This window comes from Myxococcales bacterium, assembly GCA_016703425.1.
GTDB lineage: Bacteria > Myxococcota_A > Polyangia > Polyangiales > Polyangiaceae > JADJCA01.
Window position 1 is genome coordinate 531,237 of record JADJCA010000009.1, and the last position, 23,240, is coordinate 554,476.

Genomic DNA, 23,240 nt, shown 5'->3' on the forward strand with positions numbered 1-23,240 from the left:
GACGATGCGGGGGTTTTCTGGCCCAAATGCCCACCCTCAAATGGTTCCCCTCGGAGGGGGCGCCCCGCGCCTTCTCGATCTTCAAGCCCATCACGACGGTAGGTCGTGCGCTAGGTAACGACGTGCCGTTGTCGGCCGCGGGCGTTGCCGAGGTTCACGCTCAGGTGCTCTTCGATGGGCGCGACTTCAACCTCGAGGAGGTCGACCGCACAGCCGAGATCCTCATCAACGGCAAGAAGAAGCGCCGCGCGCGCCTCGTTCACGGCGATCGCGTAACGCTTGGCACCGCCGAAGTCGCCTTCAGCATCTTCGACGAACCGCAGGCCGCGGCGCCCGGTACCTCCGACGCCGGCAGCTCGAGTCCTCCGTCGGTGCCGCAAGACGCGGCGCTGGCCGGCGTGCGGAAGCTCTTCGAGTTCAGCGAGAAGCTGCTCACGCTGCGGGAGATCGACGCGCTCCTCGAGGCCATGCTCGACGCGGTCCTTGAAGTGACGGGCGGCGAGAAGGGCCTCATCCTCCTGATGGACAACGCCTTCGACGAGACGCGAACGGTCGAGCCGGGGAAGCCCGTCGTCCGCGCCTCACGGCATGTGAAGCGCGAAGCCATCGAGGGCACCGCCGGCGTCATCTCCGACAGCATCGTCAAGAAGGTCCTCGACACAGGCCGCCCCATCATCGTCAGCGACGCCCTCAGCGACACCCAGTTCGGCACGAGCGAGAGTGTGCTCGCGCTAAGGCTCTCGAGCGTCATGTGCGCGCCGCTCATCACGCACGGTCACGTCATCGGCGCCATGTACGTCGGCAACGACCGAGTCAAAGGCCTCTTCGAGCGCTCGCAGCTCGACGTCCTCTCGATCTTCGCGGGTCAAGCGTCGCTCATTCTCCAAAACGCCATGCTGCTCTCAACGCTCCGCGCCGACAAAGAGAAGCTCGCCGCGGAGCTCAAGGACAAGCGCTTCGGCGAGATCATCGGTAGCTGCCCGTCGATGATGGAGGTCTATCGGAAGCTCCAGAAGGTCGCGACGACGGACATCAGCGTCCTCATCACCGGCGAGACGGGCACCGGCAAGGAGCTCATCGCCCGTGAAGTGCACCGCCGCTCGAACCGCGCCACGGGCCCCTTTGTGGTCATCAACTGCGGCGCCATTCCCGAGAACCTCATCGAGAGCGAGCTCTTCGGCCACGTGAAGGGCGCCTTCACCGGCGCCGTCGCGAGCCGTCCCGGCAAGTTCCAGGTGGCCGACAAGGGCACGCTCTTCCTCGACGAGATCGGCGAGCTGCCGCTCAACCTACAGGTCAAGCTCCTGCGCGCGCTTCAAGAGCGCGTCGTGTACCGCGTCGGCGACGCCAAGCCCGAGAAGGTCGACATTCGCATCGTGGCGGCCACCAACCGGGTCCTCGAGGAAGAGATCCGCGGAGGCCGCTTCCGCGAAGACCTCTATTACCGGCTCAACGTGGTGAACATCTTCCTGCCGCCGCTGCGAGAGCGCGGCGACGACGTGCTCATCATCGCCAAGGCTCTCCTCAGCAAGTACGCCGACGAGCTCGCCTCCCCGGTCCAGGGCTTCACGCCGCAGGCTCTCGCCGCCATCAAGAAGCACAACTGGCCCGGCAACATCCGGCAGCTTGAGAACCGCATCCGCAAGGGTCTCGTGCTCTGCGATCGGAACCTCCTCGGCGCCGACGACCTCGACCTCGGCCAGAACGCCGAGAGCCCCATCCTGCCGCTCGAAAAGGCCAAGGAAGAGTTCCAGCGCAAATACGTCCCTGAGGTTCTCGAGCGCAACAACGGCAACCGCACGCAGACCGCGCGCGACCTTGGCGTCGATCCGCGGACCATCTTCCGCTACCTCGAGCGCGAACAAAACCCGATGCCGAGCGGAGCCATCCCCGGCGGCGGCGACAAGCCGTAGCGGCCCCGCGGCGGCGAGGACAGCGTGAGCGCATTGCACGACGTGATGCGCTCGAAACCAGAATACCAACGGATGAACGGTCTTCTCCTATCCCGCCGAAATCGGGCTTGTTTGCCAACCTTGGCAAGCCCCGATTTCGGCGCAAGGCCCTGGTGAAATACGTTTTCGAGGAGAGCGAGCTCTGCCCGGAGCGCACACGGGCCGACTTGGAATGGGACGCGCTCCTTCTAGCCATCGCGGCGAGAACCGAGACCCCCTTCGGAAAGAGGCTCGCCCTCGCGCTCCCCTTTGGCGAGAGCCACGCCGCTTCAAGGGTGCTGCTCCGCGAGAGCGAGGAGGCTTGCCGCCTCGCCCGCGACGGACATCCGTTGCCAACGGCCTCGCTGCCAGACGTCGACGACGCCGTCGCCCGGGCCGCCGCGCTCGGCGTTCTCTCCTCCTACGAGCTCCGCGACCTGTGCGCGGTCATCGGCGCGGCGCGCAACCTCCGGCGATTCCTCCAGGCCCGTCAGAGCGAGCTGCCGGCGCTCTTTGCCGCGTGCAGCACCGACCCATCGCTCGACGACTTGGAGCGAGAGATCGCAGCCTCCATCGACGCCGACGGCACCATCGCCGATCGCGCGAGCCCCGAGCTCAAGCGCCTTCGCGGGGAGAAGCTCGCGGCGCGCGCGCGCATGATGCAGAAGCTGGACGATCTCATGACGCGCCACGAAAAGCTCATTCAAGAGCGCTTCGTGACGGAGCGCGAAGGTCGCTTCGTGTTGCCCGTTCGCTCCGACGCCCACGAGCGCTTCCCCGGCATCGTGCACGGCACGAGCGGCAGCGGCGCGACGGTGTTCGTGGAGCCGCGCGCGGTCATCCCGCTGGGCAATCGCCTGAAGATGCTCGAAGGTGACGTCGCTCGCGAAGAGCTCGCCATCGTGGCGCGGCTCTCCACATCAGTGCACGGCGTCATCGAGAGCTTGCGCGCCGCGCTTCACGCGCTGGCGTGGGCCGACGTGAAAGCCGCCGTCGGACGCCTCGCCCTCGATCTCGAGTTATGGATCCCCGAGATCGCCGACGCGCCGATGCTCGAGCTCCACCGGGCGCGGCACCCGCTGCTCATGTTGGCACCGCCGGCGGCCGGCGTCGTCGCGAGCGATCTTGCGGCGCATTCGGGTCGCGCCGTGGTCGTGAGCGGCCCCAACGCGGGCGGCAAGACCGTCGCGCTCAAGACGCTGGGCCTGGCGGCGCTCATGGTGCGGGCGGGCCTGCCCATCGCGGCGCAGGAGGGCAGCAAGGTGGGGCTCTTCGACGCCGTCCTCAGCGACGTCGGCGACAGCCAAAGCATCAAGACGAGCCTTTCGACCTTCAGCGCACACGTAAAGAACCTCGTTCACATCCTTGAGGCGACGCACGATCGCGCCCTCGTGCTCCTCGACGAACTCGCCGGTGGCACCGACCCCCGCGAGGGCGAGGCCCTCGCCGCCGGCGTTCTCGATTCGCTCTGCGCCCGCGGCGGCGCCGTGGTCGCGACGACGCACTACGAAGGTCTCAAGATGCTCGCGTCCGGCGACGGGCGCTTCGAGAACGCGTCTGTCGGCTTTGATCTGTCCACGATGTCGCCGACCTTCCAGGTCACGCTCGGGGTTCCCGGTAGCTCCAGCGCCCTCGCCGTCGCGAGACGTTTCGGGATGCCCAGCCTGGTCGTCGAACGCGCCGAGCGCTTCCTCTCTCGCGAAGACAAGACCTTCGACGAGGTCGTGAGGCGCCTCGAGATCGAGCGCCGCGGCCTCGAGCTGGCTCGCGCCGACGCCGAGCGCAAGGCCGAGGAGGCTGTCGCCGCCAAGCGCGCCCTCGACGAAGAGATCGAGGCCGTGCGGCGCGGCGACAGTCAGCTGCTCTCAAGGGAGACCGAGAACCTCGTGGCAAACGTTCGCCGCGCGAAAGAAGAGCTCCGTGCAGTCCACGAGAAGCTGCGTGCAAGGAAGCTCGACCCCACCGCCGTGAAGGAGGCCGGTCGCACCCTCGATCGGATCGCGAGCCAGGTCGCCGTCGGGGGCCCGCTCGAGCCGCCTCGTGAAGAGCGGGACGCCCGACGAGAGCCGGTGGTCCGCGGCACGCTGAAGAAGGGGATGACGGTCTACGTGCCTCGGCTCCGATTCGAAGCAGAGGTCGTCGAGGTCCTCGCCGACGGCAGCGTTCGCGTCGCCGCGGGACCGCTCAAACTCCTCGTTACGGAGGCCGAACTTCGCTCGGCCCCGGATCGACGCGCGGCACGAGCCGCGACGCAAAAGAACGACGCGAGCCGGAGCGAGGCGAAGTCTCGAGCCCCCCTCGAGGTGGCCGTCCAAACGAGCGACAACACAGTCGACGTGCGCGGCATGCGGACCAGCGATGGCGTCTCCATGGCCATGCAGTTCCTCGATCGATCGCTCAACGAGGACCGCGGGGTCGTCTTCGTCATTCACGGCCACGGGACCGGGGCCCTTCGCGACGCGTTTCGGCAGGAGGTCAAGGGCCACCCCATCGTCCTCTTTTCGCGACCCGGCACACGGGACGAAGGCGGCGACGGGGTGACGGTGGTCTGGTTGGGATGAGCCCTGCCTCGTCGTAACGCAGCGTGCCTTTCGCTACGCTGCTCGCATGAGTGCTGCCGCAACCAAGGAGCTCTTTCAGGCCGTCAGCGACTACCCCTTCTACGGCTGGAAGGACGACGCCGCAAAGGCCGAGCGGTGCCTCGCGCGCATGAAGGAAGCGCTCACCGCTGGCGCCAACTGGAAGGCCCTCCTAGGCCCAGGGCAGCGAGACGCCGCCTTCAGCGCCGCCACGTCGGGTGACGAGCGCCCGCTCGCGTTGCTCTTCGAAGCTGGCGTGCCGTGGGATCACAAGCTGGCGAATGAGGGCACGCTCTTGCATCGCGCCGCGAGCTTCGGTCGCGTCGCCATCGTGAAGCTCCTCGTCGCCAAGGGCATCCCCGTCGACGCGAAGACCCAAAGTGGCCGCACGCCGCTCGACGAAGCGCGGGCGTGGAAACATGGCAAAGACGCCGTACCGCTCCTGACACGCCTCACGAAGGCCGCCGCCAAGCAGTCCAAGGGCAAGCCGCTGCTAGCGGCCGCCGGTGATCTCGACAAGAAGGCGTTCCTGCTCGCGCGAAAGCGGCTCCTGGCTGCTCGTGCGTTCTCGCCGAGCGTCGACCGCGCGCTGGCGCGTGCCGCGAGCGCCTTCTTTGCAGCGACGAGCAGCGGCACAACCGAGGCGTTGCTCCTCGAACTCGCCGGCCAAGAGCAAGACGATGTGCTCGCCGCCGGCCTCCGCGTCGCCGCCGCCGCCACCACGCGCAGGCCCGTCAAGATGTCCCACGCCGCGGGCGACGCCTACCTGGTGCACGTCGGCGATCTCGTCGTCGACGGTTCGTGTGACGCGCGCGTCCTCGTCGTCACCGGGGATCTCACGGTAAAAGGACGGCTCACCAACTTCGAGGGGCGCGTCATCTGCGTGGGCGGCAACGTAAAAGCGAAGGCCATCTTCACGGAGGGCCCCTTCGTCGTCCGTGGCGACGTCAAGGCCACCGCGTGTTTCGTTGCATCCTACAACGACTATGCTGCAACCATCGGTGGCAAACTGGAGACCAAGATCGCGCTGGTGGACGACCACGTGACGACGGTCGGCAAATGGGCGGCGACGACGCGGTACCGGTCACGACGGGCGGTGACGCCCGCCGATCTCGCGAAGCTCAACGCGGCGCGCCGCTAGGCGACGGTGCGCACGCCGGGCCTCTTGCCGCTGCGCGCGTGCCCGCTCTGGCAACAACGGTCCGCCCGTTACGGCACGTCGCATACGCGTCCCGCAGCGACCGGCGGCAAGCACGCCGGGGCCGTGACGGTGCTGAGCGAGACGTAGGCCCCGGGCGATGCGTCGACGCCAACGGTGACATGGCAGCAACTCGTACCGGGCACACCGGAGCAGTCGCTGTTGCGGCTGCAGACCACGGTGTCGACCCCGGCGCAGTTGACGGCGCAATATGTCCGCACGCCAGCGCTGGTGTCGCCCTCGCAACACTTGGAGCCGGAAGGACAGTCCTCGGCCCCCTCGCACGCGACATGCAAACCACACGCAGCGCCGCCATCGGAGACGCAGCGCGACGGCAGACCAACGCAGCACGCCTCCGTTCCCGCGACGCAGTCGCGAAGACCGGCATCCTTGAAGTAGTCCTCGTCGTGACGGCAATAAATCGCGCCGGGCGTCTTCGGTAGGCGTACGAATCCCGAGTCGAGGAGCACTCCCGCATCGGTGAGTTCGGACGGGCCCGCGTCGGCTACGTCTGCTGCGCTGGCGTCACCCGCGCTCGAAGCGTCGCCTAGGCCTGCGGCGTCATGCGACCCATCGAGCAGAGGTGCCAAGCCGCCGTCCGTCGCAAGCGAGCTGTCGACGCCGGCGTCATCCATCGCGGTGCTGCCGGCCGACTCGGAGCAGGCCCAAGCGCCGCTCAGCGAGACGACGGCAACCAAAACCAGAAGGCCCGCGCGCTGCGTGGGACGCTCCCCGATCACATCAAACACTGATGGCGCCCTTCCGGAAGTCACTCGACGCGATCTTCACGTTCACGCAAGCGGGCTTCTTCGCGGCGAAGGCGGCGTCGAGCGCGGGCCCGAGCTCCTCCACGCGCTCGACCCAAAAGCCCACGCCGCCACACGCCTCGACGACCTTCTCGTAGCGCGTGTAGTCAAGCGCCGTCGCCGGCGCGCGGGCATCACCGTAGAGCTCGACCTGCCCGCGCCGGATCTGCGTCCAGCCGGCGTCGTTGCCGATGATGGCGACGACGGGGATGTCCTGGCGGCACATGGCCTCGAACTCCATCGCGTGGAGGCCGAAGCTGCCGTCGCCGTAGACCATGACGACGCGCGCGGCGGGCCGCGCGAGCTTCGCGGCCATGGCATACCCAGGCCCGACGCCGAGCGTGCCCAGCGGGCCCGGGTCCATCCAGAGCTGCGGCCACTCGAGCTTGAGGACGTAAGCCGCCGTTGCGACGAAGTCACCGCCGTCGCCGACGACGATGTCGTTGGGCCCGAGGCGCTTGCCAAGCTCAGCGCACACGCGCAGCGGGTTCGGCGGTGAGGCTTCGCTCGCCATCTCGACCGCCATCTTCGCGCGTCGCTTGTCCTCGTCGGCGCGCACCGCCGCGATCCACGCCGGCGCCTGGAGCTGCGGCACACGCGCAAAGAGCGCCTCGAGCGCGAGGCCCGTGTCCGCTTCCACCGCCACGTCGACGCGGCGATTGCGCCCGAGCTCAGCACCATCGAGGTCGACCTGGATGAGCTTCGCTCCCTCCGCCCAGGTGGGGCTGCGGCCATAGTCGACGCGAAAGTCGAAGGGCGTGCCCATCACGAGAACGACGTCCGCCTGCGACAGCGCGAAGCGCCGCGAGCGGGAGAACAAGTGCGCGTGCGCCGCCGGCAAGGCGCCCCGCGCCATGCCGTTTAGAAAGAACGCTGCGTCCCATGCGTCGGCCACCTTGCGTAGGACATCCTTGTTGGCCGACCACTTGAGCTGCGAGCCAACGAGCACCGCGGGCCGCTCCGCCTTCGCGAGGAGCGCCGCCGCGCTCTCGATGGCGCCTTCGTCGGGGCCCGGCCGGGGTGGCGTCGCGAAGGGCGCCGTCGCGGGAGCGTCGGCGTCGTCGTGGTAGTTCATCAAGAGGTCGAGCGGCATCTCGAGAAACACGGGGCCGGGCACGTTCGACTGCGCCACGCGAAAGGCCGCGTCGATGTACTCGACGATGCGGCGCGTCTCGGGCACCTGCACGCTCCACTTCGTGATGGAACGCATGAGCGCGACGTGGTCCATGTCCTGCAGCGAGCCCATGTCGCAGAGGGCCTTGGGCCCGGCGCCGCCGATGACGATCATGGGTATGCCTGCGCGCTGCGCGTTCGCGACGGCGGTGACGACGTCCGTGACGCCGGGCCCTGCCGTCACGGCGCACACGCCAGGCCGGCCGGTGACGCGCGCCATGCCGTCGGCGGCGTGCCCCGCCGTCTGCTCGTGACGCACGTCGACGACGCGAATCTCTTCGTCCAAACACCCGTCGTAGATGGCCTGAATGTGGCCGCCGCAGAGGGTAAAGAGGTGGGTGGTTCCGTGGCGTCGCAGCGCCTTGGCCACGAGCCTTCCGCCATGTACGAGAGCCATGGCGCACCGTACCACGGTGCGGTCGACGCCTACGTTGGCGCACGCCCAGCAGCCCGGGCCCCTTCCTTGCGGTGCCGAAGGGCCTTTGCGATACTTACGCGCTGCCGCTCGTGGATCGACGCGGCCCTTTTGGAGGTTTCTTTGAAGTCGCCCGACGCGCCTCAGGCGGGAGAAGTCCTGGCCGGCAAGTACCGTGTGGAGCGGTTCATCGCCGAAGGCGGCATGGGCGTCGTCCTCGAAGCCACCCACCTCCAGCTCGAGGAGCGCGTCGCCATCAAGCTCCTGCGGGGTGCAACGCAGAGCTCGCCGAATGGCGGCGAGGCGGTCACGCGCTTTTTGCGAGAGGCGCGCGCGGCCATCAAGATCCGCAGCGAGCACGTGGTGCGCGTCTACGACGTCGGCTCGCTCGACTCGGGCGCTCCCTACATCGTGATGGAATTTCTTGAGGGGCAAGATCTCGAGCAGCTGCTCGAAGCGCGCGGGCCCCTCCCCTTCCTTGAGGCGGTCGACCACGTCCTTCAGGCGTGCGACGCGCTCGCCGAAGCGCACACGCTTGGCATCGTCCACCGTGATCTCAAGCCGGCGAACCTCTTCCTGACCCATTCGGCCTCTGGGGTCCCCGTCGTCAAGGTGCTCGACTTTGGCATCTCCAAGCTCAGCGGTGGGCCCGCCGAGAGCATGAGCATGACGAGCACGCAGGCCGTCATGGGCTCGCCGCTCTACATGTCGCCGGAGCAGATGCGGGCGACGAAAGACGCCGACGCTCGCAGCGACATCTGGGCCGTCGGCGTCATCCTGTATGAGCTGCTCTGCGGACGGCCACCCTTCATTGGCGAGACCATGACGCAGGTCTGCGCGTCGATCATTCAAGACACGCCGCCGTCGATTGGGTCCGTGCGTCATGATGTTCCGCCGGAGCTCGAGGCCGTCATTTTTCGGTGCCTCGAGAAGAAGCCTGGCGATCGCGTCGCCAACGTCGCCGAGCTCGCCGCGTTGCTCGTCCCGTTCTCGTCCCCTTCGGGACAGGAATCCGCGCGGCGCATCGCCCGCTCGGCGTCGTTTGCGGCAGGACGAGCCTCCACGACGAGCGAGCGCGACGTGGTGGCCGCGGCGATGGCGGGCGCTTCGAACGCGCCGGCGCCTCCCGGCGCCTCGGCCACCGGTTCGGGCAAGGGCGCGCGAAGCGCCAGCCCCGTCAGCGCCACCGTTTCGTCGTGGGGCAACGAACAACCGAAGGCCAAGCGTTCGCCCACGGCGCTCCTGGTGGGTGGCGGCGCGGCGGCGCTCTTGCTCGTCGGCGGCGCGTTTGTGCTCTTGCGGGGAGCGCCGCGGGGCGCGGTGGCCCAGGACTCCGTCGCCGCGCGGGCCGCGCCTCCCGCATCGACGCAACCGGCGCCGCCGGCCACCGTCGCACCGACACCGGCGGCCGCACCCTCGGTCGCAGAACCTTCGTCGACAGCGCAAGCGGCCGCCACCGCCACGGCGCCCGCGCCGCTCGCAGCGAGCGCTGGAAAACCGATGTCCTCGCCTGAATCGGCTCGCCCCATAAGGCCCAAGCGCCCCGCCTCAGGCGCCGCGCCCGCCGCTCCTCAAACGCCGCAGAAAGCTTCCTGGGATGATCGCAAATAGATGGCTTCTTGGTCTCGGCGCGCTCGCGTGTCTTCTCGCTCCCCGGGTCGCCCTCGCCGGTGACGCCGCAGCCGCGGAAGCGCTCTTCAACGAAGCCAAGAAGCTCGCCGCGCAAGGCAACTACGCGTCGGCGTGCCCTCAGTTTGAGGAGAGTCAGCGGCAAGACCCGGGCATGGGAACGCTCTACAACCTCGGCGACTGTTACGAGAAGCTCGGACGCGTCGCCAGCGCGTGGGCTGCGTTCCTCGACGTCGCGGCTCAGGCGAAGGCCGCCGGCCAAGCCGCTCGCGAGAGCGACGCGCGCGCCCGCGCCGCCGCGCTCGAACCCAAGCTCTCGCGCCTGACGGTCGTCGTCGAGGGACCGCAAGCGTCCCTCGAAGGCCTCGCCGTGAAGCGGAGCTCGACGGTCGTCGGCAAGGCGCAGTGGGGCCTCGCGTTGCCCGTCGACCCGGGGGAGCACGCCGTCGAGGTGACGGCGCCAGGCAAGAAGCCCTGGTCGGGAAAGGTGCAGATTCCACCCAACGGCGGCGCGGCGCGCTTCAGCGTCCCGCAGCTCGAAGACCTGCCGGTGGCTGCCCCGTCACAGGTTGCTACGCCCAGCGCAGCGGCTGCATCTGAGGTGCCCGAAGGAAGTGAGCGCGGCGCAACTCAACGGACCGCGGGCTTGATTGTTGGCGCGCTGGGCGTGGCGGGCCTAGGTGTCGGCGGGGTCTTTGGCCTGCTGTCCATGTCGAAGAAGAGCGAAGGCGACGACCACTGCAAGCCAGACAACCGCTCGTGCGACGCGCAAGGCGTGGCCGCAAGGGCGGATGCTCTTTCTGCAGGGAATCTCTCCACGGTCTTCGTGGCCGTTGGCGCACCGATCGCGGTTGCTGGAGCCGTCCTCTTCTTCACGGCGCCCAACGCCAAGCGCGCCAACGTGGGCTTCGCGCCGGTGGCGCTCCCCGGCGGCGCCGGCCTGACGGTGCGAGGCGTGCTCCAATGAGCCTTCGCGCAACGCTGCTCGCCTCCACGTGCGCCCTCGTCACCTTCGCCGGATGCAACTCGCTGCTCGGCAACGAGGAGGGCTTCTTGGTCTCGGCGGCGGCCGACGGCTCCGCCGACGTCGTGACCGTCGACGCGTCAACGGGGGACGTCACGCCGGTCTCCGACGGCGGCGGCGGCGCGCTCATCGACTCGGCGCTCACTTGCCCACCGGGCCAGAAGCTCTGCGCGAGCTTCCAGGCCTGCGTTAACCCCGTCGACCCGAACTTCGGGTGTGGCTCAACGACGTGCGAAGCGTGCTCCGGTGACAACGCCACCGCGGTCGCCTGTGCCGGGAACGACGCCGGCGCGATCGTGTGCAAGCCAACCTGCAAGGTGGGCTTTGCCGACTGCGATGGCAAACCGGAAAACGGCTGCGAGACGGGCCTCTCGGATCCGAACAACTGCGGCGGATGCAACGTCAAGTGCGCGCCCGGCTTGCCCTTGTGTGAACTCACGGGAACCGTGGGGAACTGCGTCGGCGGATGCACCCCGCCGCTCCTCAACTGCGGAACTGGGAGCTGCATCGACAAGACCACCGACCCAAGGCACTGCGGGGGCTGCAGCGGCGGCGACGGTGGCGGCCAGACTTGCCCCTCCCCACCCAACGGCTCGGCGACGTGCAGCGGCGGCATTTGCGGCGTCGAGTGCGACAAGCTCACGCACAAGTGCGGCAACGCCTGCGTGCCCGACAGCGACGCCACGCATTGCGGCGTCGGCTGCGTCGACTGCACCACGCTCCGAGGCCCCGACAACGCCACTGGCGTCAGTTGCCAGGCCGGCGAGTGCCGGTGGTCGAGCTGCCAGGGCAGCTTCGCGGATTGCGATGACGACCTCCACCTTGGGACCAAGGGCACCGGCTGTGAAGCCGATCTTCTTTTCAGCGAGCTCAACTGCGGCATGTGCAAGCGCGCCTGCGGTGGGGGGCCGGTCATTGGCTTCTTGCCCTATGGGCCTGGTCCCATCACGCAGGAAGAGTGCTGCAACGGCATCTGCCAACCCATCGGGACGGTCTCCTGCGGGAAGTGACGGCGCGCGCTAGCGCTCCGGCACGGGGCGAGCCCCGCTCTCGACTTCCGCTCTGAGCGCCGCGACGCGCAGCACGACCTCCCGCGGGATGAGCGCGCCGTGGGGCCCCTCGTGAACGTAGTCGACGCCGTGTTCCCGGAGGCCGAAGGTCGACATGCCGCCCTTGAAGCGGCCCTCACCGACGGCGCGAATCGTCTCGAAGAGCGCCACGTCGACTTGCTTCACCATGCTCGTCAGCACCGTGCCGGGCATCTCGTCGTGCTGATCCGAGTCGACGCCTATCGCGAAGACGCGGCCGTCGCGCGCCGCTTCGAAGACGCCGTGCCCGGTGGCGCCAGCGGCGTGGAAGATGACGTCAGCGGACGCGCCGATCTGCGCGACCGTGAGGCTCTTTCCCTTTGACGGGTCCTTAAAGGCCTCCGGCGTCGAGCCAGCGTAGGCCACGTGCACAACGCAGGAAGGGCAGCTGGCGGCGACGCCGGCGGCGTAGCCGACCTCGAATTTCTTGATGAGCGGGATGGTCATGCCGCCCACGAAGCCCACGTGTTTCGTCTTTGAGACGAGGCCCGCCACGGCGCCCACGAGGAACGAGCCTTGCTCCTCGCGAAAAGCGAGCCCGCTGACGTTGGCGGGAGGCGCGGCAGAAGGCGCGTAGTCGATGCATGCAAAACGCACCTTTGGGTAGGCGCGCGCCACGACGTCGAGGTCATGCGAAAAGATGAACCCCACGCCGACCACGAGGTCCATGCCTTGGGCCGCGAAGAGCCGCAGGCCCGCTTCACGATCTTCGCTGGACGCAGGCTCGATGGTCACAACCGTTGCGCCAAGCTCGGCCATAGCGCGCTCTACGCCGCGATAGGCAGCGTCGTTGAAGCTCTTGTCGCCGCGGCCGCCGATGTCGAGGACGAGCCCGACCCTGAGCTTCCCTTCGCTCCTCGGCGTCGCGCGCCGCGGCGGAACAAACGAGACGGCGGCGGCGGCGAGCAGGAGGCCAGCGGTGATCGCGGCCACACGAACAAGGGCAGCGCGGGGAGGCATCACGGCGCCAACCCCACCAAAAGGAGCAATGCCACGGCTAGCGCCTCACGGGGAGCACGCGGATGCGCGAGCGCGCCGCCTGCAAAAATGCCGTCTCCAGGGCGCGCAGCCGCTCCTCGACGAACCAAACGGTGAAGGCCGCGCGCGCTTCGTCGAAGGCGCGCGAGCGGTAGGGGTGCGGCGCCGTGCGGAAGACGTCGCGGAGCTGGTCCTCCGACGGGTAGAGCACGGCGCCGAGGGCGCGGTCGGCGTAGAGGGCCGCGCGGGCCCTATGGCGAAGGATCGAGTCGACCTCGCCCGACGATAGACCTTCACTGCGGGCCAGCTCCGTGAGCGTCGCCTCGCCAACGCGCTCGACGATAGCCTGGCGGAAGAGCGCGATGAGGGCCGCCAGCTCTTTGGCGTCGGAGGCTCGTTCGCGGGGAAGCGCCGAGAGAATGCCCTCCACGACGAGCCGGTCCACAGCTGCGCGCACGTGCCGCTCTTGCGGGCCGTCGCTGGCCGAATCCTCGCCCTTGGCCTCAAGCTTCGCCTGAAACGCCACGACGCGGTGCGTGAGGAACAGGGGCTTCGCAGCGCCTCCCGTCTCGGGCGCGTAATAGCGAACCGCCGTGCCGTCGAGCCACGTCTCTCCGTCGTCGGCAGAGGCGGGAGGCGTCGCAACCAGCACGGCGGCCAGAACCATGGCGCGCACGACCGACGCTGCGAGGGACAACGCGCTACTCCACGCCTTCGAGCTTCGGCGTCGAGGGCGGCACGGCGACGGTCCGTGACTCGCGCTCCTGCAGCTGGTGCTCATGGTGATGTGCAAAGCTTCGTGCGGCGCGCCGCGCCTTCAAGAACTCGGCGAACGAGACGATCATCTCGAGATCGCGAGGCCCGATGGCTTCGCCAAGCTCTCGGAGCTGTTGACGGAGCGATTCGGCGCTGCGGATCCGCCTCCCCGACTGGGACTTCGGCCCTTCGAGGTCCGGCGACGACGGGACGCTTTCGGGCATGGGATCACTCTCGACGCTCGGTGGCACTTCGTTCCAAGTGGGCCGCGGCACCACGTTGATGGCGTGAGCGCTAAGCCACGCTTCCATGAAGGTGCGTAGGCGTTCGCTGCGGAAGGTGAACCACCGCTCCCGCTCCGTCGCGTGCGACATGAGCACGTCCTTGAAGCGACGAAAGGCGCCTTTGCCATCGATGGCGCGGGTCAGCTTCTCGCGGATCTCGTCATCCTCAACCATCGGGATGTACCGCTCCATCCAGCGATACTGCTCGCGGGAGCTGACCGGATCGATGCGGAGGTAGTTGGTGTCGGACGCGATGCGAACGTGCATCTGCGGGTCGGCAACGCCATCCACGACTCGGAGGACTTCGCCCGTCGAGAGGTGGAGGTAGCTGTGGACTTCCGGGGCGTTGTTTTCGAAGGCGTCTTCCAACGCCTCCCAATCGACGGGCACGTCGCGAATGACCGGCTCCCCCTTGGCGGGTGGGCGGCTTTCGCTGGTGGAATCAGACATGTGCGGCTCCTTCAAGGCAACCAAGCAGGGAAGGCTCGTGGCCCCGGGCGTGGCTGGCGACCTGGGCACTAAAGCAAGGGAAGTACGCTTCAGAATCGCACGAGGCGGCCCCCGGTGAAAGATCCGCCGATGCGGCCCCGTGTAGGGCCATGTCTGGAGCCATGTCTGGAGGGCTGGCGCGTCGGCTCAGCGTGCCTCAGCGGCTGCGCGCGCGAAGGATGGCGTCGCTCCAGCGCGCGAGATGAGCGGCTCGGTCGCCCTCCGTCATCGTGGGCTCGAAGCTCCGCTCGATACGGACGCGACGCGAAGCGTCCTCCATCTTGGCGAGCCCGGCGCCAACGGCCGCGAGCATCGCGGCGCCGCGGCCGGTTGATTCGATCTCGTGCGGGCGCTCGACCTTCACAGGGCCGATGTCGGCCTGGAACTGCATGAGGAGGTCGTTTCTCGCGGCGCCGCCGTCGACGCGCAAGCGGGCCACGTCGCGCTTGGCGTCGCGGGCCATGGCCGCCAAGAGATCGCGAACCTGAAAGGCGATGCCCTCGAGCGTCGCGCGCGCGAGGTGCGCCGCCGTGGTGCCGCGCGTGATGCCCGTGATGGTGCCGCGCGCGCCTTGATCCCAATAGGGCGCGCCGAGGCCCGCCAAGGCCGGCACGAAGGCCACGCCGCCGGACGAGTCCACCTTCGCGGCGAGCGCTTCGATCTCCTCCGCCGAGCGGATGATGCCGAGGCCATCCCTCAACCACTGCACCGCGGCACCGGCGATGAAGGAGCTGCCTTCGAGCGCATACGTCGTCTTCCCACCGAGCTGCCACGCGACGGTGGTGACGAGCCCCGCGTCGGAGAGCACCGGCCGCTCGCCGATGTTGACCAGCGCGAAGGCGCCGGTGCCGTAAGTGCACTTGGCGTCGCCTTCGGCGAAACACGCTTGCCCGAAGAGCGCCGCCTGCTGATCACCGGCGATGCCGGCAATGGGAATCCCGTCGGGCAAGAACCCAACGCCGCGCGTCGTCGCAATCGGCTCCGCGGAGCCGACGATCTTCGGCAACATGCTCTCGGGAACGCGGAACAGCTCGCATAGGCTCGCGTCCCACGCGACGCGCGAGAGGTTCATGAGCAACGTGCGCGACGCGTTCGTGGCATCGGTCACGTGCACGCCTCCGCCCGTCAGCATGTGAATGAGGTAGCTGTCGATGGTGCCAAAGGCGAGCTCGCCGCGCTGGGCGCGCGCGCGGGCACCTTCGACGTGATCCAAGATCCAAGCGACCTTCGTTCCCGAGAAATACGCGTCGATGACGAGCCCGGTCTTCTCGAGGATCGAGCGCGCGTGGCCCTCGGCCTTGAGCCGGTCGCAGACGTCGGCGGTTCGACGACACTGCCAAACCACGGCGCGATGGATCGGCTCGCCGGTCTTCTTGTCCCAAACGAGCGTCGTCTCGCGCTGGTTCGTGATGCCGATGGCGGCCACGTCGTGCGCGTCGACGCGCGCTGCCGCCAACGCCGAGGACACCGACGCGGCAACCGACGCCCATATCTCCCGGGCGTCGTGTTCAACCCACCCGGGTTTGGGAAAGTGTTGCGGAAATTCGGTGGTCGCTTTCCCCCGCGTTTCGCCTTCCGGCGAGACGAGGATGGCGGTGGAGCCGGTGGTGCCTTGATCGATGGCGAGGACGTACTTGGCCATGGCGCCGCCCAGGGTAGCGTTTCCACGCCGCGGAGGGGGCGAGACGAGCGGCGCCCAGAGCGGGTGCATCGGACCCCATGACGCCGCGGCGTTTGCGGTAACCTCCCCACACGGCCATGGGGAATCTCAGCGGGGAGCAGCCGAGACGTGAGCCGGAGGCGCGCCCGTCGAGCCTGCCGCCGCCGCGGCGGAGCGTGTCCCCGCCGCCGCCCTCCGTGCGGCCCGCCCGCAAGGGACTCGCGACGAGACCGCCGCCGTCGGCGAGCTGGCGCTTCGTGCGCGCTTACTCCACGACGTTCATCGTGCTCGCGAGCTACCTGTGGCTCGGCCTGAAGACGCGCTTCTTCGGTCGCGCTTACCGCGAACAGAAGATCACGGCGGTCCACCAGAAGAACGCGCGCCGCGTCGAGGCGACGATCCTGGAGCTGCAGGGACTCTTCATCAAGGTCGGCCAGCTCCTGTCGATCCTGTCGAACTTCCTGCCGCCGGAGTTCCGCTCCGAGCTCGAAGGCTTGCAGGATCAAGTGCCGCCGCGGCCCTTCGCGGAGATCAAGCGACGCATCGAGTCGGAGCTCGATAAGCCCCTCGCGAGCCTATTCGCGCACATCCACGAAGAGCCCATCGCGAGCGCTTCCTTGGGCCAGGTGCACGAGGCCACGCTGCCCGACGGCCGGCGCGTCGTCGTCAAGGTTCAGCACGCGGACATCGACCGCATCGTCCGCCTCGACCTCGTGACGATTCGCCGCATCCTCACCATCGTGCAGTGGTTCGTGCCGATCCAGGGGCTCGACTCCTACTACAAGGAAGTGAAGGAGCTGCTCAAGCAGGAGCTCGACTTCGAGCGCGAGGCCCAGAGCATCGAGCGCATCGCCAAGAACTTCGTCACCGACCCGCGGGTCGTCTTCCCGACCCCGGTCGGCGCGCTCTCGACGAAGCGCGTGCTCACGACCACCTTCGTGGAAGGGAGCAAGGTCGTCGACGTGGCGCGGCTCGACGAGCTCGGCCTCGACAAGAGCGAGCTCGCAACGCGGCTCGTACGGCTCTACTGCCAGATGATCTTCGTCGACGGCGTCTACCACGCCGATCCGCACCCCGGGAACATCCTCGTCCGCTCCGACGGTGCCATCGTGCTCCTCGACTTCGGCGCTGTGGCTGAGCTCTCGACGGACATGCGCGAGGGGATCCCAGAGTTTCTCGAAGGTGTCCTTCGGCGCGACACCGACCGGTTGATCCGCGCGCTGCGCAAGATGGGATTTCTCTCCCGCGCCAGCGACGAGGTGATGGCCGAACGGGTCATCGAACATTTTCACCGACGCTTTCAGGAAGAGGTGCGCCTCGAGAGCCTCAACCTCAAAGACATCAAGATCGACCCGCAGCGGGGCTTCGAGAACCTGCTCGACCTCCGGCGCATGAACGTGGGCCTGCGCGAGCTGTCAGACGCGTTTCACGTGCCGAAAGACTGGGTGCTCCTCGAGCGAACCCTGCTCCTGCTCTACGGCTGCTGCGCGACCCTCGATCCGCACCTGAACCCGATGGCGATCATTCAGCCGTACCTGCAGGACTTTGTCCTCGGCAACCGCGACTTCACGCAGCTCGCCGTCGAGACGGTGCGCGAGATGGCCCTCAAAGCCATCACGCTGCCGGACGACTTGCGCAAGTACCTGACGCGCGCGACGCGCGGCGAGATGGAGGTCCGCGTGCGCGGTCTCAGCGAAGGCGCGCACACCGTCTACGCAGCGGCGCGGCAGATCATCTACACGGCCATCGGCATCGCCGCCGGCATGGCGGCCCTCCAGCTTCACTTCCACGGCGAGCCGCGCTTTGCGCGCTACGCCGCCTATGTCGCGGGCGGCGCGTTCGCGCTGCTCCTGCTCTCGTCGCTCTTTTCCCGTCCCCGCTCTCGTCGTTGATCATGACTTCGGCGTCGACCGACGAGCTTGAGGAAGAAGAACGGGATCTCGAGGCCCTGCGCGCCCGCGGCCCATCGACGCGCCATCGGCGCGCCGTTGCGGCGGCGCTCGGGGTCATCGCCCTTGCCGGTGCCCTCGCCTTCGGTTGGCGCCGAGCGCAAAAGCCCTACGATCCGCTCGACTCGACGGAGGGGCAATTGCTCGGCCTGACGCTCCCAAAGGCGCTCGTCTCCGAGGGCAGAGAGCGCCAGGTCCTCATCGCCGAGCTCGGGACACCGCGCGCGGAGACGGCGCTCGGTGCCGAGGCTTCGGCAGCGGTCCGGGAGCTGCTCCGCGCGGCGGACGTCGTGGAAGCGGCACGCGGCGACAAGACGGCGGAGGTCGACGGCTTCGTGCGCGCGGCGACGGCCCTCGACGAAGCGCTGCGGAAAAAGAAGATTCCGATCTTCGTCGACGGCGACGTCCTCGTCACCCAGGAGCGTCATCGGCCGCTCTTGATGAGCTACTACATCGAGCGGGAAGTCACCTTCGAGGTCGAGAGCGCGCGCGTTCCCGCGATCCACCTTTGGCGACTCGACAGGCTGAGGCTCAAGCTCCCCTTTCTGGGCTTCACGAGGCCAAGAACGCCCTACGCACTCGTCGTGCTCGACGCCGTCGAGACCGATCTCGTCACCATCATCGGCCCCTCGCTCAAGGGCGGCGAGCCCTTTGAGCTGGTCGACGACCGCGGCGCCGCCGACCAAGAACCCTGGATGAAGCCCATTGAGAAGCGCGCCGGCGAGCTCTTGCGCCTCGAATTGCAGACAGAGGCGAAGCGGCCCGAGTTCTTGAGGCTCGCCGATCTCTTGGCGGAGCGGCGAGCCCTCGTGCGAAAGTGGGTCGCGCTGTTGCCGGGTCTCGGTCTCGTCTTGCGGGTTCCGGGGCGGTACCTGCCGGAAGCCAACTACGAACAGGACCTCGCCCATCGCGTCCCGCGGAGGGAGCTCGACGAGTGGGAGCGCATCCACGGCGAGCTTCGGTCGCGAGCCATGCTCGACGCGTTTTTGGGGCTGAGGCGTCGCTTCACCGGCTCCGTCGAGCGTCACGAGGTGCAGCACCGCATCGACTACACGGCGGGGCTCGTCCCCGTGCCTCCGGTGCTCGCCGACTTGCTCGGCGTCAAGAACCCGCTCGGCGCCGTCTTTGGCTCGTTGCCAGCGCGCGCCCGCGACGAGCTTTCGGCGCACCTCGCTCAGATGGCCGACGGCGGCACGCCGCTCCTCGACATTCTTCTCTTGTCGCGCTCTCTCTTTCGCGAGCGCTTCGACGCGTATTCGTACGCCGCGTGGGCCACGTTGCTAGGGGTCGGCCGAGAGCTTGGCAAAGACGTGGACGCGCAGATCGGCACCGCCACGGTGCGCTCGGAGCAGTTCGGACGCGCGCTTTCACTCATCGTCGAGAGTCCTCCGCACGAAATCGCCGCCGCCGCGCGGCGCTTTCGTCAACGAAGCTTCGGCGATGAGCTCCCGCGCGTCCGCGTCGCGTCGGTGGTCGAGGGGCGTGCGTGGCGCCACTGACGGCGTAGCGCGCTCGTCGCGGGGCGAACTCGAACCTGTCGACTTCAGAGTGTCAGGGTACTAGGCGGAGCGCGCGCGGAAGCGAGCGCGCGCCTTCTCGCGCTCCCCCTCGCGGGTGCGTGCTTCGCCGCGCTCGGGTAACTGCCCGAGCAACACCTTCGTCGATGCCGCGACTTGAAGGACCGCTCGCTCGAAGGCCTTCGCCGCGCGTCGCCGCTCCGCGTCCCCTTCCCGCTTCCGCTCGCCGTTGGCCCCACTCGCTGGCACGACCGGCACCTTCGCGAGCCCGCTGACCTTGCGCACGTACTGCAGGGCAGCCGCGCGGATCTCCTCGTCGGTGGTGGGCGGCTTGAAGTGGTGGAGGACGCGAATGTTGCGACACATGCGGCTACTCTAGCTCAGACGTTCGCCGCGTGAGGAGCGCGGCCGGTCGCGGCTCGACAGCGTTTCGCCTCGAGAGAGCGGCAGAGCAGCATGGCCACGCGGCTACCGCGTCACGAGCACGACCGAATACGCGATGGCCACGGCGCTGCCAGGATTCGAGTACGAATGGCGCTGGTCGCCGCGAAAGACGACGACGTCGCCCGGCGTCAACGTGAAGGTCTCGGACGCGGCGACGAGCTGGAGCTGCCCTCGCTCGCAGGTCAAGTACTCGCGCGACCCCGGCGTGTGCGGCACCCCAACCAGTCGCGCCCGTGCGGGGAGCTCGAAGCGATCGATCTCCACTCCGGGGATCGGATCGGGCAAAAGCTTGTGGATCAGCGCCTCGCCGCGCTGCTGGACGCGGAGCGAACTTTTGGGAAAGAACTCGCACGCGGCCTTCGGCGCCGCCACGAGCTCTTCGAGCGTCACGTGCAACGACTCCGCGACGCGATCCAAGACGGAAAGCGTCGGGTTGGCGCTGCCCGACTCGAGGTGCGACCAAGTAGCGCGGGGCACGCCCGCGAGCTTGGCCATCTGCTGCTGCGTGACGCCCCTCGTTTCGCGAAGTTGCTTCAGGTTCCTCGCCAAGCGCGACGGCAGATCCATTCTCATGGCGACGACAGGTTGGCCTTATTCCAACACATTGTCACGAAGGCTCTCCTGTGGGCATCGCGGCGCCAAGGTCTCCCTTGGAGGTCCTATGCACCAGCCACTTCAGTCCCACGAGCCACTTCGCGAAGGCGTCCTCATTACCGGCGGAGGTCGGGGCCTTGGCGCCGCGCTCGGTGCCGAGCTCGCACGGCGCGGTGCGCGCGTCCTCTTGGTTGCGCGGAGTCAACGCGACATCGATGGCGTCGTCGCCCAGATCCGAGAAGAGACGCCCCGGGCCTCGGTGTTTGGCCTCGCCGCAGACGTGTCCGACCAGCGGGACACGCATCGCATCGCCGCCGTCGCCGCTGACACGCTCGAAGCAACGACGGCTCTCATCCACTGCGCCAGCTCGCTAGGGCCGGTTCCCTTGCGGCCCCTCGATGAGCTCTCCTGCGAGGCAATGAGCGAGGTCTTTGAGACCAACGTCATAGGCCCTTTTCGTCTCACAAAAGCCCTCGTGGGCCACATGAACCTCTCCCGACGTGGCCTCGTCGTCCACGTGACCAGCGACGCGGCGCGGGCCGCCTACCCGCGCTGGGGCGCTTATGGCGCGTCGAAGGCAGCGTTCGATCAACTCATGAGCGTCTGGGCCGCGGAGTTGCCCTGGCCGGCGCTTCGCTTCGTCAGCGTCGACCCCGGCGAGATGGACACGTGGATGCACGCCGAGGCCTTGCCCGATGCCGACCGCACCGCGCTGGCAAAGCCGGCGGCGGTCGCACGCGATCTCGTGGCTCACCTGTTTGCTCCCGCGACGAGCTCTCGCGGGCAGCGCGTCGATCGGCACGGAGCGCCCCTTTGACCCCCGCGAGCGCGCCCGCGTCCACCGAGCCTCGCGTTCTCGTGGTGATCCGCGACCACGTCGCCCACGCGAGCCTGAGCGACCTGCCGCGCCTGCTCACGCGCGGCGACATTCTCGCGGTGAACGACTCGGGCACGTTGCCGGCCTCGCTCCGTGCCACCGCCTTCGGCAAGCGGTGCGAGCTCCGGCTCGCGCAGCGGCATGAGGGCCCTGGTGCGCCTCAGTGGACCGTCGCCGTCTTCGGTGACGGCGACCATCAGACGCCGACGGAGCATCGCAAAGACGCTCCCGAGCTCGCGACGGGCGACACCATCGCCCTCGACGGCGGTGCGACGGCAGAGGTCGTTGGCGTCGACAGGACGTATCCCCGTCGCATCCTGCGCGTTCAATTTCTCGACGTCCCGGGCGGTGCGTCACTGCCGCCTCGAGCCGCTTTCACGGCCTACGTGTTTCGCCACGGGCGCCCGGTGCAATACGCCCACGTGCCGGCTCCCCTCGCCGCATGGGACATCGAGACGCCGTTCGCCGCGAGGCCTTGGTCCGTGGAAACGCCGTCCGCCGGCTTGGGGCTCACGGCGAGCACCGTGATGGCCCTTCACGACGCGGGCGTTTCCGTTGCGACGCTCACCCACGGCGCCGGCCTCTCCTCCATCGGCGACAAGGCCCACGATGAGCGCCTGCCCTTGCGCGAGCGCTATGCGCTTCCGTCACAGACGGTCCACGCGCTCTCTTTGGCGCGCCGCGAAGGGCGCCGCGTCGTGGCCGTCGGCACCACGGTGGTTCGCGCCCTCGAAGGAGCGTTTCGCAATGGCGACGGACTCGACGTCGGCGAAGGCGAGACCGGCTTGATTCTCGACAGGGATCACCGGCTCGCCGTCGTCGACGGCGTCCTGACGGGCCTCCATGAGGCCGGGACGAGCCACGGACGCCTGCTTGAAGCCTTCGCGTCAGCGAGCGTGTTGGACGCCGCGATGCGCTCCGCCGACGACGGCGGATATCGCACGCACGAATTCGGCGATCGCATGCTCCTGTGGGCGACCAAGCGGTAGGTCGGCCCCGGGACGAGGGAAACGCCGCGAGACCTCGAAGCGCCGCCCAAGAATGTCAGCCCACCGCTGTCCAATGCGCTGCGGAGTGACGCATGGCCACGAAAAACGAGAGTTCGGTCCTCTTCTCGCTCCAGGAGCTGATGGGCCTCGAAGAGGACCGCGTACGCCAGGAAGACCTGGCGCGACAGCGGATGAACGACGAGCTTCTGCGCGCGCGCCTCGCAGAGGAGGAGGCGGCAAAGAGCGCGGAGCGAGCACGCCTGGCCGCCGAGGAGGAGAGGCGTCGCGAAGCCGAACGCCGCGCCCGCGAGGAGGCGGCGAAGCTCGAGGCCCTGAGGCAAGCCGAGCTCGAGCGGGCGCGCGCCGAGGCCGCGAACGCGTCAAGCCTCGCGGCACTGCGAGAAGCGCAGGCCCACGAGCGAGCGCTCGTCATGCTCCGCGAGAGGAGCGGCAAGCGTCGACTCACGTGGATGTTGGGGGCCGCATCGCTGGGCTTCGTGGGGATCTGCGCCATCACCATCGCCGTCGTCAGCCGCTCGCGCAGCGAGGCGGCGGCGGCCCAGGCCCAAGCGCTCGATCTAAAGAGCCAGATCGACAAGCTCGACGAACAGACGCGCTCGATACAGGAGGGCGCCAAGGGCAAGACGGAAGAGGAGCGGCGCCGCCTTGAGGAGCGCGTGCGAGAGCTTGAGGCGCAGCGCAAGGTGCTGGAGAAGAAGGTCGATGAGCGCGGGAAAGCTCCAGGGCGCGTCGTGCCCACGTCCGCGCCGCAGGCGCCGGGTCGCTTCATGCCCATGGGGTGCCAAAAGGTCTGCGCCCAGGGCGACCCGGTTTGCGTCGAGTGCCCGAAGTAGTCGCGC

The 23,240-nt window shown here is 68.4% G+C and carries 19 protein-coding genes; 11 read left to right on the forward strand and 8 right to left on the reverse strand.

Features of this window, described 5'->3' with window-relative positions; all coding sequences use genetic code 11:
- Nucleotides 1-26 precede the first annotated feature (26 nt).
- The 3 genes from IPG50_19970 to IPG50_19980 all read left to right on the forward strand — a co-directional run bounded on the left by IPG50_19970 (nucleotide 27) and on the right by IPG50_19980 (nucleotide 5,651).
- Nucleotides 27-1,913: a sigma 54-interacting transcriptional regulator gene (locus IPG50_19970; protein ID MBK6694461.1), complete on the forward strand. Its 1,887-nt coding sequence runs from the start codon at nucleotides 27-29 to the stop codon at nucleotides 1,911-1,913.
- Between the two features lie 149 nt (nucleotides 1,914-2,062).
- A complete protein-coding gene (locus IPG50_19975; protein MBK6694462.1) occupies nucleotides 2,063-4,492 on the forward strand; it encodes a Smr/MutS family protein in 2,430 nt (809 codons plus the stop codon).
- 46 nt (nucleotides 4,493-4,538) lie between these two features.
- Complete coding sequence (locus IPG50_19980; protein ID MBK6694463.1) at nucleotides 4,539-5,651, forward strand: ankyrin repeat domain-containing protein; 1,113 nt, start codon at nucleotides 4,539-4,541, stop codon at nucleotides 5,649-5,651.
- A 68-nt stretch (nucleotides 5,652-5,719) separates the two neighbouring features.
- On the opposite strand, the gene IPG50_19985 is transcribed toward IPG50_19980, so the two are convergent.
- Together IPG50_19985 and IPG50_19990 are read right to left on the reverse strand one after the other, a co-directional pair.
- Nucleotides 5,720-6,457 carry a hypothetical protein gene (locus IPG50_19985; protein MBK6694464.1) on the reverse strand — a complete coding sequence of 246 codons (738 nt, stop codon included), beginning with the start codon at nucleotides 6,455-6,457 and terminating at the stop codon, nucleotides 5,720-5,722.
- Nucleotides 6,450-8,084 (reverse strand): acetolactate synthase, encoded by a 1,635-nt coding sequence (locus tag IPG50_19990; GenBank protein MBK6694465.1) that lies wholly within the window; start codon nucleotides 8,082-8,084, stop codon nucleotides 6,450-6,452. Before IPG50_19990 ends, IPG50_19985 begins: the two co-directional genes overlap by 8 nt.
- A 141-nt stretch (nucleotides 8,085-8,225) precedes the next feature.
- On the opposite strand from IPG50_19990, the gene IPG50_19995 reads away from it, so the two are divergent.
- From IPG50_19995 to IPG50_20005, 3 genes are read left to right on the forward strand one after another with little or no spacing between them, the layout of a single operon-like run.
- Nucleotides 8,226-9,713 carry a serine/threonine protein kinase gene (locus IPG50_19995; GenBank protein MBK6694466.1) on the forward strand — a complete coding sequence of 496 codons (1,488 nt, stop codon included), beginning with the start codon at nucleotides 8,226-8,228 and terminating at the stop codon, nucleotides 9,711-9,713.
- Nucleotides 9,700-10,698 (forward strand): hypothetical protein, encoded by a 999-nt coding sequence (locus tag IPG50_20000; protein ID MBK6694467.1) that lies wholly within the window; start codon nucleotides 9,700-9,702, stop codon nucleotides 10,696-10,698. Before IPG50_19995 ends, IPG50_20000 begins: the two co-directional genes overlap by 14 nt.
- The gene (locus tag IPG50_20005; GenBank protein ID MBK6694468.1) at nucleotides 10,695-11,765 is read left to right on the forward strand and encodes a hypothetical protein; all 1,071 of its coding nucleotides are present in this window, start codon (nucleotides 10,695-10,697) and stop codon (nucleotides 11,763-11,765) included. Before IPG50_20000 ends, IPG50_20005 begins: the two co-directional genes overlap by 4 nt.
- 9 nt (nucleotides 11,766-11,774) lie before the next feature.
- Here the strand turns inward: IPG50_20005 and IPG50_20010 are convergent, their stop codons facing one another.
- From IPG50_20010 to glpK, 4 genes are all read right to left on the reverse strand, one after another.
- Nucleotides 11,775-12,803: a BMP family ABC transporter substrate-binding protein gene (locus IPG50_20010; GenBank protein ID MBK6694469.1), complete on the reverse strand. Its 1,029-nt coding sequence runs from the start codon at nucleotides 12,801-12,803 to the stop codon at nucleotides 11,775-11,777.
- A 37-nt stretch (nucleotides 12,804-12,840) separates the two neighbouring features.
- The gene (locus IPG50_20015; protein MBK6694470.1) at nucleotides 12,841-13,518 is read right to left on the reverse strand and encodes a hypothetical protein; all 678 of its coding nucleotides are present in this window, start codon (nucleotides 13,516-13,518) and stop codon (nucleotides 12,841-12,843) included.
- A 4-nt stretch (nucleotides 13,519-13,522) separates the two neighbouring features.
- A complete protein-coding gene (locus IPG50_20020; protein ID MBK6694471.1) occupies nucleotides 13,523-14,311 on the reverse strand; it encodes a hypothetical protein in 789 nt (262 codons plus the stop codon).
- A 196-nt stretch (nucleotides 14,312-14,507) separates the two neighbouring features.
- Nucleotides 14,508-15,992, reverse strand: a complete 1,485-nt coding sequence (gene glpK / locus IPG50_20025; GenBank protein ID MBK6694472.1) for a glycerol kinase GlpK — start codon at nucleotides 15,990-15,992, stop codon at nucleotides 14,508-14,510.
- Nucleotides 15,993-16,108: 116 nt separating this feature from the next.
- Between glpK and IPG50_20030 the strand changes: the two genes are divergently transcribed.
- Together IPG50_20030 and IPG50_20035 are read left to right on the forward strand one after the other, a co-directional pair.
- Nucleotides 16,109-17,902: an AarF/ABC1/UbiB kinase family protein gene (locus IPG50_20030; GenBank protein MBK6694473.1), complete on the forward strand. Its 1,794-nt coding sequence runs from the start codon at nucleotides 16,109-16,111 to the stop codon at nucleotides 17,900-17,902.
- Nucleotides 17,903-17,904: 2 nt separating this feature from the next.
- Entirely contained in the window at nucleotides 17,905-19,458 is a 1,554-nt protein-coding gene (locus IPG50_20035; GenBank protein MBK6694474.1) for a hypothetical protein, read from the forward strand.
- Nucleotides 19,459-19,518: 60 nt separating this feature from the next.
- On the opposite strand, the gene IPG50_20040 is transcribed toward IPG50_20035, so the two are convergent.
- Together IPG50_20040 and IPG50_20045 are read right to left on the reverse strand one after the other, a co-directional pair.
- Nucleotides 19,519-19,842 carry a DUF2277 domain-containing protein gene (locus IPG50_20040; GenBank protein MBK6694475.1) on the reverse strand — a complete coding sequence of 108 codons (324 nt, stop codon included), beginning with the start codon at nucleotides 19,840-19,842 and terminating at the stop codon, nucleotides 19,519-19,521.
- Between the two features lie 102 nt (nucleotides 19,843-19,944).
- Entirely contained in the window at nucleotides 19,945-20,487 is a 543-nt protein-coding gene (locus IPG50_20045; protein MBK6694476.1) for a helix-turn-helix transcriptional regulator, read from the reverse strand.
- A 94-nt stretch (nucleotides 20,488-20,581) separates the two neighbouring features.
- Here IPG50_20045 and IPG50_20050 point away from each other — a divergent pair, with 94 nt between their 5' ends.
- From IPG50_20050 to IPG50_20060, 3 genes are all read left to right on the forward strand, one after another.
- Nucleotides 20,582-21,331, forward strand: a complete 750-nt coding sequence (locus tag IPG50_20050; protein MBK6694477.1) for an SDR family oxidoreductase — start codon at nucleotides 20,582-20,584, stop codon at nucleotides 21,329-21,331.
- Entirely contained in the window at nucleotides 21,328-22,380 is a 1,053-nt protein-coding gene (locus IPG50_20055; GenBank protein MBK6694478.1) for an S-adenosylmethionine:tRNA ribosyltransferase-isomerase, read from the forward strand. Before IPG50_20050 ends, IPG50_20055 begins: the two co-directional genes overlap by 4 nt.
- A 92-nt stretch (nucleotides 22,381-22,472) precedes the next feature.
- Nucleotides 22,473-23,234, forward strand: a complete 762-nt coding sequence (locus tag IPG50_20060) for a hypothetical protein (GenBank protein ID MBK6694479.1) — start codon at nucleotides 22,473-22,475, stop codon at nucleotides 23,232-23,234.
- Nucleotides 23,235-23,240 lie beyond the last annotated feature (6 nt).